This is a genomic window from Desulfovibrio sp. SGI.133 (genome assembly GCF_050313955.1).
Classification (GTDB): Bacteria; Desulfobacterota; Desulfovibrionia; order Desulfovibrionales; family Desulfovibrionaceae; genus Desulfovibrio.
Genome location: NZ_JBNPMK010000002.1, coordinates 407,828 through 420,810 on the forward strand (window position 1 = coordinate 407,828; position 12,983 = coordinate 420,810).

At 64.8% G+C, this 12,983-nt stretch carries 8 protein-coding genes; 3 read left to right on the forward strand and 5 right to left on the reverse strand.

What is annotated here, in order from left to right; translation table 11 throughout:
• The first annotated feature begins 16 nt into the window (after positions 1-16).
• Complete coding sequence (locus ACQRBR_RS04520; protein ID WP_427812402.1) at positions 17-1,153, forward strand: hypothetical protein; 1,137 nt, start codon at positions 17-19, stop codon at positions 1,151-1,153.
• Positions 1,154-1,508: 355 nt separating this feature from the next.
• On the opposite strand, the gene ACQRBR_RS04525 is transcribed toward ACQRBR_RS04520, so the two are convergent.
• From ACQRBR_RS04525 to ACQRBR_RS04535, 3 genes are all read right to left on the reverse strand, one after another.
• A complete protein-coding gene (locus ACQRBR_RS04525; protein WP_303880839.1) occupies positions 1,509-2,963 on the reverse strand; it encodes a sodium:solute symporter family protein in 1,455 nt (484 codons plus the stop codon).
• A gap of 340 nt (positions 2,964-3,303) precedes the next feature.
• On the reverse strand, positions 3,304-4,359 hold the full coding sequence (locus ACQRBR_RS04530; protein WP_303740445.1) for an alcohol dehydrogenase: 1,056 nt from the start codon (positions 4,357-4,359) through the stop codon (positions 3,304-3,306).
• A 126-nt stretch (positions 4,360-4,485) separates the two neighbouring features.
• Positions 4,486-5,502, reverse strand: coding sequence for an ADP-ribosylglycohydrolase family protein (locus tag ACQRBR_RS04535; RefSeq protein WP_427812403.1), 1,017 nt, complete (start codon positions 5,500-5,502; stop codon positions 4,486-4,488).
• 335 nt (positions 5,503-5,837) lie between these two features.
• Between ACQRBR_RS04535 and ACQRBR_RS04540 the strand changes: the two genes are divergently transcribed.
• Entirely contained in the window at positions 5,838-7,202 is a 1,365-nt protein-coding gene (locus tag ACQRBR_RS04540) for an ATP-binding protein (RefSeq protein WP_427812404.1), read from the forward strand.
• A 110-nt stretch (positions 7,203-7,312) separates the two neighbouring features.
• Here the strand turns inward: ACQRBR_RS04540 and ACQRBR_RS04545 are convergent, their stop codons facing one another.
• Both ACQRBR_RS04545 and ACQRBR_RS04550 read right to left on the reverse strand, forming a co-directional pair.
• Complete coding sequence (locus tag ACQRBR_RS04545) at positions 7,313-9,331, reverse strand: alkyl/aryl-sulfatase (protein WP_427812405.1); 2,019 nt, start codon at positions 9,329-9,331, stop codon at positions 7,313-7,315.
• 245 nt (positions 9,332-9,576) lie between these two features.
• Positions 9,577-10,569 carry an asparaginase gene (locus ACQRBR_RS04550; RefSeq protein ID WP_278900376.1) on the reverse strand — a complete coding sequence of 331 codons (993 nt, stop codon included), beginning with the start codon at positions 10,567-10,569 and terminating at the stop codon, positions 9,577-9,579.
• 253 nt (positions 10,570-10,822) lie between these two features.
• Here ACQRBR_RS04550 and ACQRBR_RS04555 point away from each other — a divergent pair, with 253 nt between their 5' ends.
• Positions 10,823-12,919, forward strand: coding sequence for a sensor domain-containing phosphodiesterase (locus ACQRBR_RS04555; protein WP_427812406.1), 2,097 nt, complete (start codon positions 10,823-10,825; stop codon positions 12,917-12,919).
• The last annotated feature ends 64 nt before the right edge of the window (positions 12,920-12,983 follow it).

Genomic DNA, 12,983 nt, shown 5'->3' on the forward strand with positions numbered 1-12,983 from the left:
ATCCGCGGGAGCTCCCATGCGCATCCTGTTCGTCAACCATACCTTCCCGGGGGATCTGGGCCCGTTGCTGGCAGCTTTTGCCGCGCAGCCGGGGCATGAGATCCTTTTTGCCTCCTGCCGGGGCAGACGGGATTTCAGTGTGCCCGGGGTGCGGCATGTGGTCCTTTCCCCCTCCCGCTCCCGGCGTCTTGCGGGGGACGGGGCGGGCACGTCTCTGGACAGGGCCGTGGAGATGGGACGGCAGGCTCTGCAGGCTTTCGGTCTGCTGCGGCAAAGCGGTTTTGTGCCGGATATGGTGCTGCTGTCTTCCGCACTGGAGCAGGGACTGTTCCTCAGGGATGCCTTTCGTGATGCCTTTGTGGCCTGCTTTGCGGAAAGTTTGCCGTCCGACGGGCTTGCCGGGGACGGCAAAGGGCTTGTCCGTCACTTGCTGCAATGCCGCCAGATGCAGCAGAGCGATCTGGTCATCAGGCTGACGGCAGAAGCGGAAAACCGCGATCAGGAACCGCGGGGCGTCGTAAGCTTGCCGTATCCTGTAGATACGGACTATTTTTCTCCTCTCACTCCAAACGGGGCATCCGGCCCGCAAGCCGGAACCCGGATTCTGTGCGCTGCCCGGGACGCGGCGGATGTCTGGCAGATGCTGCGCCTGGCGGAAGCCCTGCTGGCACAGTGCCCGGGCTGTCGTCTGGTGCTGCTGTGTGAAAGCGCGGCAGGGCGGGAATCGCTGGCGGAGCTTGGCCTTTCCCTGCCGACGGGGATCGAGGTGCCGGAGCGCCTCTCCCTGCAGGCCTATCGGGATCTGCTCCGCACGGCGACCGTCATCACGGCCCCGGCGGCAGCGTGCCTTTCCGCGCCGGTGCTGCTGGAAGCCATGAGCTGCGGTGTGGTGCCGGTGCTGGCGGGCGATGCCGCACGTTGGCCCCTGTTGCAGGAGGGCGGGGGAGGCCTTTGGTGCGGGGCGGCGGATCTGGTCCCCACACTGGCGGGGATACTGGCGCAACCGCACCAGCTGGCGGAGCTGTCCCTTGCCGCCCGCCGGACCGTGGAGCGGCATTTCCGACGGCAGGATGTCATCCCCGGGCAGCTGGCCTTGCTGCATCAGGCACGGGCCGCGTGGCTGCGAAAAAAACAGGGCGGTGCGACGGCCTGAGGCGGCGACGCGCATGGCGGACGACCGGCAGGAGCTTGGCACGCATTCTTGCCACTTTTGCCCGCAGGGACGGTAAGTGCAGATACGATCATCACGGATCATGACAGATATAAAAAGACCGGCGGCCCAGCTGAGGCCACCGGTCTTTTTCGCGTTTTCAGGGGCAGGCCATCATGCGGAGGGCCTGCCTTTTAGGGCGTTTTTTTAGGAGGGCTGTCCGTCTCCCATGCCTTGGGGGGCGATTCCGGAAAAGATTCTTGCTGGTGCCTGTCCGGCAGGGGCTTGCCCGCCCCGTCATATCCGTTCCGGCTCCTTTTCAGCAGTCGCCGTGGGCCCCTCCCCCGTGTTTCAAGAATTACATCCCGGGCTTCATGCCCGCGGGCCAGAATGAGGAGTTCCGGCGGCCTTCGCCGTCCAGGGCCCAGCCGATCCCCCAGCCGGCCAGCGAAAAGGCAAAACCCACGAAGAAGGGCGGCAGCGCGGCCAGCGAAGGCCAGGGCATGGGCAGGATGGCGAATTGCGGGTGCGTCATGAGGTACCAGAGCATGCAGCTCACGAAGCCCGCAACGCAGCTGCACCAGGCGGCCAGGCTGCTGCGCTTGCCGAAGCGCACCAGAGCCACATAGGCCACCAGTACCGTGGAGCCCACGATGCTCCAGCTGGTGGTGCAGAGCATGGCGATGATCTGACCCTTGATCTGGGCACAGCCGCCGCTGAGCAGCACACAGAAGACGATGCCCGCGAACCACATGCCGCGCGAGGTCTTGCGGCCCGGCAGGTCTTCGGCGATGGCCGCCACGGCGATGTGGAAGATGGCCGTGGCCGTGGACAGGGAAGCCGAGACGATGGCCAGCACGAAGAGCTGCAAACCGATGTCGGGCAGCAGCATCTTGACCAGGGCGGGCATGACGTCATCGGGCGAGGCCACTTCGGGCATGAACAGGCGGGCCAGGCTGGCCACATAGTAGGCACCGCCCACCAGCACGGTCAGCACCAGCATGGCCAGCGGCGTGATGCGGTTGACCTGCCGGGCGGAGTTGAGGGCAAAATGGCGCTGGATCATTTGGGGTTGGGCCCAGACCGCCACGGACGTGACGATGACCAGCGAGATGATGAACCATCCCTGTCCGCCGTCGGCCAGCGAGACGAAGCCCGTGTTGGCCGTGGCGGTGGGCGCCAGTTCCGCCAGCCGGGCCATGCCTTCCACCGGGCCGCCAACTTTGTCGAACACGGCCACGGTGAGCATGCAGATGCCCACCAGCATGACAAAGCCCTGCATGGCTTCGGTATAGAGCACGCCGCGCAGGCCGCCCATATAGATGGCCGCGGCCACCAGCAGGGCCACGATCCAGACCAGCAGCCAGACGGGCACAGGCATGATCTGGGCCAGCAGCAGGGCCGCCCCCTTGATGACGGCCGATGCATAGACGCCCAGGAACACGGCAAAGATCAGGGCCAGACAGCGGCCCAGCAGGGGGCTGCGGTGGCCGTTGGCCAGCAGCTGCACCGGGGTGCGGGCCTGCAGGTTGCGCTGGCACAGGCGGGTGGGCCAGGCCAGATAGCGATAGACGATCCAGGTCCCCAGCCAGACATTACCGGCGGCCACCAGCAGCATCTGCATGCCGTAGGCATAGGCCAGACCGCCAAAGCCCACCAGGGCCACGGCGGAGATATAGGTGGCCACATAGGCAAAGGCCTGGATGCCGAAACCCACGCGGCCCGAAACCATGACATCATGCCCGCTGCCCTTGCGGGACAGCCAGATGAACAGGGCGATGTAGCCGCCCCAGATGAGGACATCGGCCAGCATCTAGCGCCCCCTTCCCTGACGGATCAGGCTGAAGAGGGAAAGCACCAGCGCGGCCAGCAGCGAAAGCACCGCCAGCAGCACCGGGGCGTCCGCCAGCCCCAGAACGGAAAACAGTTCCATACGCAACTCCGGTTACGGTCTGACGGGAACGGCAGGGAGCCGCCTCCCGAATATAAACAGCGTAGACAGAAGTGCTGTCCCGAGGCAAGTCCATTTTCCGTTTTTCGGCGGAAAGAAGAGGCTGTCCGGCGTTGGACAGCAAGGCGGGCAGAAGGATCAGCCGCCGGACGCCATAAAAAAAGGGCCCCGCAGGGCCCTTGGGTACGGAAGTCGGATGCGATCAGCGCTTCCAGGGCGTGATGGCGCACTTGATGCAGTCGTCCTGCCGCTGTTCGAAGATGCGGTAGCCTTCCAGGATCTTGTTCAGGGGCAGGCTGTGGGTGATGAGCGGGTTGGTGTCGATGCGGCCGCGCTCGATAAGGCGGATCAGCTCCGCGCTGTGGGTGGCGTCCACACCGCCGGTACGGAAGGTCAGGTTCTTGCCGTACATCAGGTGCAGGGGCAGGCTCTGCGCTTCTTCATACATGGCTACTACAGCCACGGTGGCATTGGGACGGGCCACTTTCCAGGCGGTCTGGAAGGTATCGTGCCCGCCCGCGCATTCGATGACCGCATCGGCGCCCAGACCGCCGGTGGCGTCGAGGATGCGCGCTTCCACGTCATCCGCGGCGGCGTCGATGGTCAGGTCGGCATAACCGCGTTCCTGCGCCAGCTGCAGGCGGCTGGGCAGGATGTCCACGGCGATGACCTGCGCGGGGCCGAACAGGCGCGCGCACTGCATGGCGCACAAGCCCACAGGCCCGGCCCCCAGCACGGCTACGCTGTCGCCGGGGCGGATGGCGGCCAGTTCCGCACCAAAGTAGCCGCTGGCCAGCACGTCGCCCACCAGCAGCACATCCTGATAGGACAGGGAATCGGGGATGGGGTCGAGGCCGTTGTCCGCAAAGGGCACGCGCACATACTCGGTCTGGCAGCCGTCGATGCGGCAGCCCAGCTCCCAGCCGCCGTGGCGGCAGTTGTTGACGTAGCCCTGGCGACAGAACCAGCAGGTACCGCAAAAGGTTTCCACATTGGCGGCCACACGCTGGCCGGGGCGCACTTTGCGCACCTCGCTGCCCGTTGCCACCACCTCGCCCACGAATTCGTGCCCCAGCACCGTGCCGGGCAGGGCACGCGGTACCGCGCCGTTGCGGATATGCAGGTCGCTGGCGCAGATGCTGGAAAGTTCCACTTTGACGATGGCGTCGCGCGGATCCTGTATCTGCGGCAGGGGACGTTCCTCCAGCCGCAGGTCGTTGGTACCGTGATAGACCAGTGCATGCATGGTTTCAGCCATAAGCCCCTCCTTGTGCGGACATGCAGCCGTCATATCCGTCCACTATGGCGGGCTTTGGACAGTGTGTAAAGCGTTCCCGTCCGGCCTGTCCGGCCGGGGCTTCATGGAACGGGCCGTCCCGCGGCATCAGGACTTGCGGATGAGCGTGGGCAGGTCGTCTTCCGTGGAGCAGAAGCGTTCCCAGCGGAAATCGCGGCGGTCTTCCAGCAGGCGGGGGATAAGGTCCAGCACATCGGCGGGCCAGAAGCAGTCAGGACGGGGATGGTGCACGCCCGGTCGTCCGGCCTGCGGACGGCAGGCAAGGATGGCTTGTTGCCATTGCGCCGGGATAGCCTCCAGACCGTACACGGCCCCCAGCAGGGCCCCGCAGATGGCGGCGTTGGTGTCCGTATCACCGCCGCGCCGCACGGTATCCACCACACCTTCCTCCAGCGTGGGCGCATGCAGCAGCTGCCACAGGGCATTGTGCAGGGCGATGCGGACCCAGCCCATCTTGTGTACATAATCCGCAGGCGCTTCGTGCTGCGCCAGCTCCAGGATCTCGTACAGACAGGGCTCAAGCCGCTGCCGCCGGGCAAGCCTGAGCAGCCAGGCATACAGGTCCTGGGGAGAATCGCCGCTGCGGATGGCCTGCGAGATGAGGCAGGCATACAGAGCATTGGCCTGCTGACAGACCGGATGGGCATGGGTCAGGGCCGCATCCTGCTGCGCCCAGCGGGCCACGTCGTGCCAGTGGCGGGTGGCGCCGAAGATGCCCAGCGGGCTCACACGCATGAGAGCACCGTTGGCCTGGCTGTTCGGGTCGGGATGCCCGCGCAGGCCCAGGGCGATGGTCCGGCCCATGTCGAAGGGGCGGCTCTCCAGCCAGAAAAGATAACGGCGGCGGGCTTCTTCGGCATCGTATTCCACGGCTTCGGCCAGCAGACGAGCCAGCATGAGGGCCATTTCCGAGTCGTCCGTGGGTTGCCCGGCCAGGATGTTCCAGGTACCGCCGTCTTCCAGCAGACGGGGACCATCGGGATAGCGTTCGCGGATGGTGGCCGGGGAGCAGAATTCCACCAGACCGCCCAGGGAATCCCCGGCGATCTGGCCCATGAGACAACCGGCGGCACGGTCGAACAGGGGATCGGTATGGCTGGGCATGGAACCTCCTTTCTTTCAGATGACAGATGGTGGGGAAAGGCCTGCGGGAGAGCATGTCCTTCTCTACTTCGAATGGAGATACCAGACCATCGTTCCATTTTGCGGAATGGAGCATGCCGTTCGCTGCTGTGCGAGGTATTTTATCATCATCTTTCACCCAGATATTTTTTCTGAAAAGCAGATTGTACGCGCTCATGTGGCTGCGGGCACAGCCTGGAGGCGGGCGCTGTGGCAAGATAGACCAGCTCATGCTGATGCGAGCATTGAGGACGGACAGCGGGTGGGCAACAGGCAGGCCGTCTTCGTGGCAGGCGGCAAACAGGCAGGAGGGTAGGATGGACAGCAGCATGCAGATGGAGGCCGCGCCCCTGGCGTGTCTCCGGCCGGGGAGATGGAAGGGCCGCGCGGCTCTGGTGGGGGCCTCGCTGGCCTTTGTGCTGGGGGCAGCCCATTTTTTCCGCAGCGGGCAGCATGGCCTTGCTTGCGTTTGTCTGGTCTGGGCCGGGCTGCTCTGGCGGCCGGTGGCCTGGCTGCGGCGCAGTGCCGCGGTCTTTTTGCTGGGGCTGACTGCGGAGTGGGGCATGACGACGCTGGCCCTGGCCCGCTGGCGTCTGCAACTGGGGCAGGACTGGTTAAGGATGGTCTGCATACTGGGCGCGGTGGCCGCGCTGACCCTGCTGGCGGCCGCAGCCCTGCGCAGTCGCGCCTGCCGCAGGGGCGAGGTCTCCGGTCCCCGTGCCCAGGCGCTCGCCTGTCTGCTTGTCTCGGGTCTGCTGTTGCTGCTGGACGGGCTGCGGCCTGATCTTTTACTGCTGCACCGGCTCGTACCGGGCTGGGGAGCGGTACAGGCCCTGCTGGCCGGTCTGTGGGCGGGCCTCGTCTACGGCTGGCTTGCGGACAGACGGCGGGCCCCCGTATGGCGGCGGCGCATCTGGTTACTGTTTTCCTGCGTGTTTTTCGGTCAGCTGCTGGCGGGGCTTTTCCTGCACAGCCTGTTCCTTTTGCAGGGGGTGCCGCACCTGCCCGTGCCGGGACTCATCCTCTCCGGCCCGCTGTACCGGGGCGGGGGCCCGCTCTTCATGCCCGGGCTGTTCGCGGTCTCGCTGTTGCTGGCGGGCAGCGCCTGGTGCAGCCATCTGTGCTATCTGGGCGTCTGGGATGCCCGGGCGGCGGATGCCGGGCCCCGCAGCGGCCGGGGCGTGCCCGCGCTCTGGCGCAAGATGCGCTGGGGCCTGCTGGCCGTGAGCCTGCTCCTGCCCCTGGGCCTGCGCCTTGCCGGGCTGCCGTGGCCCTGGGCCCTGGTCTTCGCGTTGGCGTTGGGGCTGGCCCTGCTGCCTTGTGCCCTCTGGCTGAGCCGGAAGCTGGGCCTCCCGGTGTATTGTTGCGGCATCTGCCCGCTGGGGCTGACGGCCAACCTGCTGGCGCGCCTGTCCCCGTGGCGTCTGCGCCGGAACGAGCACTGCACGGGATGCGGGGCCTGTGCGCGGGTCTGCCGATACGGTGCCCTGCGGCTGGACGGGGACGTCAAGGTAGCTGGCCCGGACTGGCGCTGCACCCTGTGCCGGGACTGCATGTCCGTCTGCCGTCATAGGGCCCTGGAGATCCGTTGCTGCGGACAGGGCGGGGCGTGGGTGGAGCAGGCGTTGCTCTGTTCGCTGAGCGTCCTGCATACGCTCTTTCTCTTCATGGGACGTGTCTGATGCCCGAGGGGCTTGGCAGATCCCGAGACGTTCCCTGTGCCGGTCCCCGTGTAGAAAAAAGGAGGACGACCGCTGTGGCCGTCCTCCCGTGTGGCGTCAGCAGGGATGGGTTACGGCAGTACCAGCTGAAAATCGGGACGGAAGCTGTCCAGCAGGGAAAGCAGTTCCTTCACCGGTGCGGCGTTCTGGAGCAGGCCCTGCTGCACGGCCTGTTCAGGTGTCAGGCAACCTTCGAACAGGGCCATCATCTGCAGGCGGGTGCAGGTGAGCAGGGGGGCACGACGGTCACGATCCGCTCTGTGCGCCGTGAGCACGCTGTTAGCCAGATGCAGTTCCCAGCCTTCCTGCGTATCTGTCAGGCGGATGAGCAGATCCAGCGTCTTGCCCTGGGCCCGGACCCCATCCAGACGCACGCCCAGATAGTCGAAGTACAGGGCCGCGGGCATGGCCCGAGCCTGGGTGTTGACGGGGGCGGCGGCATTGGCGGGCACGGCGGGCGGCAGGCCCCGCAGGTCGCGGGCGCCGCTCAGGTAAAAGTTGCGCCAGGGGGCGCTCTCGGCCTGATAGCCCAGCTGTTCCAGGGCATCGGCGGCCAGCTCGCGGGCTGCCTTGTTGTCCGGCTCGGCAAAGATCACGTGGTCGAGCACCTGGGCTACCCAGCGGTACTGGCCGGCCTCAAAGTCCTTGCGGGCCCGCGTCAGGACGGCATCGGCACCGCCCATGTATTCCACATATTTGCGGGCGGCCTCCACCGGGGCCAGCATGTGCAGGTGCGCGGGATTGCCGTCGAACCAGCCCAGATAATAGTTGTACACGGCCTTGGCATTGTGGTTGAGGCTGCCGTAATAGCCGCGCAGGCTGAAGACCCGCTGCAGTTCGGGAGGAAGACGCAGGGTCTCCGCGATCTCCAGCATGGTCTGGCCCTTGTTGGCCAGATGCAGAGTCTGGTCATTGATGTAGCGGTACAGGTCCCGCATCAGGCCCAGCTCGGTACGCACCCGTTCCGCTCCCCAGACGGGCCAGTGATGCATGCTGTACAGAACCTCCGCCTCGCCGCCCCAGCGCTGCAGGCTCTCGTCCACGGCACGGCTCCAGCACAGGGGATCGCGCGCCTTGGCTCCGCGCAGGGTGTAGAGGTTGTGCATGGTATGGGTGCAGTTCTCGGCGGCGGTCAGGGCCTTGAGCTCGGGGATGTACCAGTGCATCTCCGCCGGGGCCTCGGTGTTGGGGGCCATCTGGAAGATGAAGGTCAGGCCGTCCAGCTGCAGGGTCTCGCCATCCTTTGCGATGAGGCGGGTGGGCTCCAGCAGGCCCGACGTGCCGCGGGAGGTGGCCAGCCCCAGCCCGGCGCCCACATGCCCGCGCGGCGAAGGGGGCAGCAGGGAGCCGTACATGTACTGGGCCCGGCGGCTCATGGCATTGCCGGCCAGCACGTTCTCGGCCACGGCCGCTTCCATGAAGCCCTTGGGTGCGATGATCTGCACCTTGCCTGCGGCCACGTCCTTTTCGTCCACCACGCCGTGCACGCCGCCGTAATGGTCCACATGGCTGTGGGAATAGATGACGGCCACCACCGGCTTGTGCGGCCGGTGGGCGTAATAGAGCTTGAGGGCCGCCGCGGCGTTTTCGGCGGAGATGAGCGGATCGACCACGATGATGCCGCTGTCGCCCTCGATGATGGTCATGTTGGAAAGGTCGGCATTGCGTATCTGGTAGAGGCGGTCCACGACCTTGTAGAGGCCGTCGCGCAGCACCAATTGGCTTTGCCGCCACAGGGAAGGATTGACCGTATCCGGCGCCTGGGTGGGCATGATGACCGACGGCGGGAAGTCGCGGCTCATGGCCGGGGCCAGAAAATCATAGGGGGCCAGGTTCCAGGTCTCGCGACCGCCGGCGTTGAGGATGCGGCCCCCGTCCGGCAGGGGAGCCAGAAAGCCGCGCTGGGCATCCTGAAAATCCTGGCGGTCGGCAAAGTCCACTTCTTTGCTCATGGCCGCGTGGGCGGCATGGGTGTGCTCCGTGGCCGGTTTGCTCATGTCCGCGGCATCGGGGGCAGGAGCCGCCCAGGCAACACCGGGGCCGCAGGACAGCAGGGCGGCGCACAGGGCCGAAGTCAGCAAGCTACGCATATGTTCCCTCCATCGGGGTATGCTCGGGAAGAGGCTGCCACGGAAAGGCGGGCCGTTGGAGAAATCCCGGCACGGGGCGGGGCGCCGGTGCCGGATTTTTTGCCAGTATCGCGCCCGGTCCGGCTGAATGCAAGCGGATTCCGGGCCTGGGCATGAGGCCGGGACATACAGGGTGGAAATGAAAAAGGCCGGAGAGGCTCCGGCCATTGGATATGTTTTTAAGGGCGGGGCTGCCCGCCGCGGGATCACATGCTGTGTTCGAAGTAACGGGCCACTTCCGCAGGATCGGGACGACCGTCGGGGCCGTACTGGCTGAGGATGAGCATGAGCTTAAGGCGGGCCTTGGCGGCGCTCAGCTCCCCGGCCATGATGACGCCCATCTTGTGCTGTTGCAGCATGCCGCCCTCATAGCCGTATTCGTCCAGCACGCGGCCGCCTGTGCGGGTGGCGTTGACCACGATGATCCCTTTTTCCAGGGCGCGCGCGATACCGGGGATCACATAGGGCGGCACGTTGCCGCGGCCGAAGCTTTCCACCACGATGCCGTCCACACCGCGTGAGACGGCAAAGTCCAGATAGGCGGCATCGGAGCCGGTGACCAGTTTGATGAGGTCGACCTTTTTGCAGAGGCTGTGGGGCAAAAAGGTCTGGCGGCCCAGCTGGGCCCTGCGGAAGATGACCCTGTCGCCGTCCACCACACCCAGGGGGCCCCACCAGGGGGACTGGAAGGTGGCCACGTTGGCGGCGTGGGTCTTGGTGACTTCGCGGGCGGCGTGGATCTGCTCGTTCATGACCACAAGGCTGCCCATGTTGCGGGCCGAGCGTGAGGCCGCCACGCGCACGGCCGCCAGGATGTTGCGCGGCCCGTCGGGGCTGAGCTCGTCACCGGAGCGCATGGCTGCCGTGAAACAGACAGGCTTGTGGCCTTCCAGGGAAAGATCGAGGAAATAGGCGCTTTCTTCCAAGCTGTCCGTGCCGTGGGTGATGACGACGCCGCTCACGTCGTCCATGGCCAGATACTGCCGGACCATGGCCGCTAGGCGGAACATGTGGTCAGGCGTGATGGCCGGGCTCGGCAGGTTGTCGAACTCGCGTACTTCCAGATCGCAGACGCTGCCCAGGCCGGGGATGGCCCGGACAAGGTCCGCACCGCTGACAGCGGGCACGGCCGCGCCGGTCACGCTGTCATGCTGCATGGCGATGGTGCCGCCGGTAGTAATGATGACGACTTTTGACATGGGGGGTTCCGTATGTCTTGCATAAAAAAAGGAAAAACAGCCGGCGTGCCGCCCTAGACGGCGGCAACGGGAGACTTGTAACCGACTTGTGAAGATTGCTCAAGGATATGGCGGGGAAAGGATATTTTTGTCCGGCAGCGGCTTTGGGGGTGTTTCCTTTCTTTACGCTGCATCTGTCCCGTGCTATTAAAACTCATTTACATGGTTTCGCCGCCGATCCCGTATTTTTTCAGTCCTTCTTTCGGGTAGCATCATGAACATGCATGAAAAGATTCTGGATAACCTGCAGGAGCTGGTCTACATCGCCGACATGGAGACTTACGAGCTGCTCTACTACAACAGGGCCCTGGCAGAAGAGTTCCACATCCCCCAGGGCCTGCAGGGCAAATGCTACGAGATCCTGCAGGGACGGCAGGCCCCCTGTCCTTTTTGCACCAACAGCAGGCTTTCCCAGGACGGCTGCTATGTCTGGAAATTCTACAACAAGCTTGTCGGACGCCATTTCTTGTTGAGCGACAGCATCTGCGAGTTCAACGGTAGGCAGGTCAGGACGGAGATCGCCTCGGACATCACGGAGCACATGCTTCTGCAGGAACAGCTGGACAAGAATCTTTCCCTGCAGAACTTCATCAACCACTGCGCCCGCAAGCTGTACCGGCAGGACGCCGACCTGCCTTTCCTGATCGACGACGTGCTGGCCGCCATCGGCGAATATCTGCAGGCGGACAGAGCCTATATCTTTGAGTTCTCTGACGATGTCGTCCGCAATACCTTTGAATGGTGCCGTGAGGGCGTCGTGCCGCAAAAGGAATTCCTGGCCAATGTCCCTGTGGGGGTCATTGCTCGCTGGATGCCCAATTTTTATGCCCACCAGCCCATCCTGATCACGGATCTGGAAAGCCTGCGTGTGACCAGCCCGGAAGAATACGCCGTGCTCAAACGCCAGGACATCCACTCCCTGCTGGTGTTCCCGCTCTGGAACGGCAAGAGCCTGCGCGGTTTCGTGGGCGTGGACAATCTGGACCCCGAGCGTATCGATTCTTCCCGTGTGCTGCTGTCGTCCATGAAATTTTTCCTCAGCTCCTCCCTGTGGCGGCGGGACTCGCTGAGTGAGCTGAATTTCCTCAGTTATCATGACCAGCTGACCGGGGTGTTCAACCGCAACGCCTTCCAGCGCGACGTTCAGAAGCGGGACGCCGACATCGGCGTCATCTTCCTGGATATCAACGGCCTCAAGGATATCAACGACGGCGACGGCTACAGCGGCGGAGACGCTGTCCTGGCAGCGGTGAGCCGTTCCGTCCATGAGCTCCTGCCGGATACGGCCGTGTACCGCATGGGCGGTGACGAATTTGTCCTGCTGTGGCAGGGAGGGAATGAAGGGGAGTTCCGCAGGGATGTGGAGCGGGTGCGTTCCCTGTTTGCCGGGACGTTGGGCTTTACCGCCTCTGTGGGGTGTGCCTGGGTTCGCCGCGGGGATGACATCGGCGAGGGCCTGATCGCCGCCGATGCCCGGATGTTTGCTGCTAAGCGGGATTTTTACCGTTCGTCGCCTCAGAGCGGCCGTTACCGGAGCGGGCTGGACGACGTCCTCGACTTGGCCCGGCCCGGCCGTCTGGACGAGCTGCTGGCCTCGGACAGCTTTACCCTGTATTGCCAGCCCCAGTTCCGGGTGGCGGATGGAGCGGTGGTCGGCGGCGAGATCCTGCTGCGTCTGATAAGTGAGGGCAAGGTCATCCCGCCCACGCAATTTATCCCGCTGCTGGAATCTCTGTACACCATGCCGCAGGTGGACCTGTATGTGTTCGGCAAGGTCTGCGCCTGCCTGAAACGCTGGCAGGATGAAGGTCGGCCGCTGGTGCCCATGGCTGTGAATTTCTCCCGCACGACGCTGGCCTTTCCTGAAGTGGCTGACAGGCTGGAGGAGATCAGGCAACAGTTCGATATCCCGGCCGATCTGTTGCAGGTGGAGGTCACGGAAACGGCCAGCACGGAAGATTACCGTACGTTCCAGAAAGCTGTGGACAGCATCCGGGACAAGGGCTTCCGGGTGGCCATCGACGATTTCGGTGTGGCGTATGCCAACCTCATGACTCTGGCGCGTCTGGGCTTCGATGAACTCAAGCTGGACAAAAGCCTGATGGATGACCTGTGCGGCAGCGACAAACGGCAGCGCCTGCTGCGTCTGGTCATCGAGGCCGCGGGCGACATGGGCATCCGCACCGTTGCCGAGGGGGTAGAGACCGAGGAACAACTGGATATCCTGCGCGAATTGGGGTGCCCCAGGGCCCAGGGCTATCTGCTTAGCCGACCGCTTCCTGTGGAGCAGTTCGCCTCCCTGCTGTCCTGACCGGGATCGCCAAAAAGCCGCCTGTAGAGGGCGGCTTTTTTATGGTCTCCAGCCCGTTACAGCG

Excerpts from the sequence above, each read along its gene's own strand:
- ACQRBR_RS04520 (WP_427812402.1), top strand. The coding sequence starts at position 17 with ATGCGCATCCTGTTCGTCAACCATACCTTCCCGGGGGATCTGGGCCCG.
- ACQRBR_RS04525 (WP_303880839.1), bottom strand. The coding sequence starts at position 2,963 with ATGCTGGCCGATGTCCTCATCTGGGGCGGCTACATCGCCCTGTTCATC.
- ACQRBR_RS04530 (WP_303740445.1), bottom strand. The coding sequence starts at position 4,359 with ATGGCTGAAACCATGCATGCACTGGTCTATCACGGTACCAACGACCTG.
- ACQRBR_RS04535 (WP_427812403.1), bottom strand. The coding sequence starts at position 5,502 with ATGCCCAGCCATACCGATCCCCTGTTCGACCGTGCCGCCGGTTGTCTC.
- ACQRBR_RS04540 (WP_427812404.1), top strand. The coding sequence starts at position 5,838 with ATGGACAGCAGCATGCAGATGGAGGCCGCGCCCCTGGCGTGTCTCCGG.
- ACQRBR_RS04545 (WP_427812405.1), bottom strand. The coding sequence starts at position 9,331 with ATGCGTAGCTTGCTGACTTCGGCCCTGTGCGCCGCCCTGCTGTCCTGC.
- ACQRBR_RS04550 (WP_278900376.1), bottom strand. The coding sequence starts at position 10,569 with ATGTCAAAAGTCGTCATCATTACTACCGGCGGCACCATCGCCATGCAG.
- ACQRBR_RS04555 (WP_427812406.1), top strand. The coding sequence starts at position 10,823 with ATGAACATGCATGAAAAGATTCTGGATAACCTGCAGGAGCTGGTCTAC.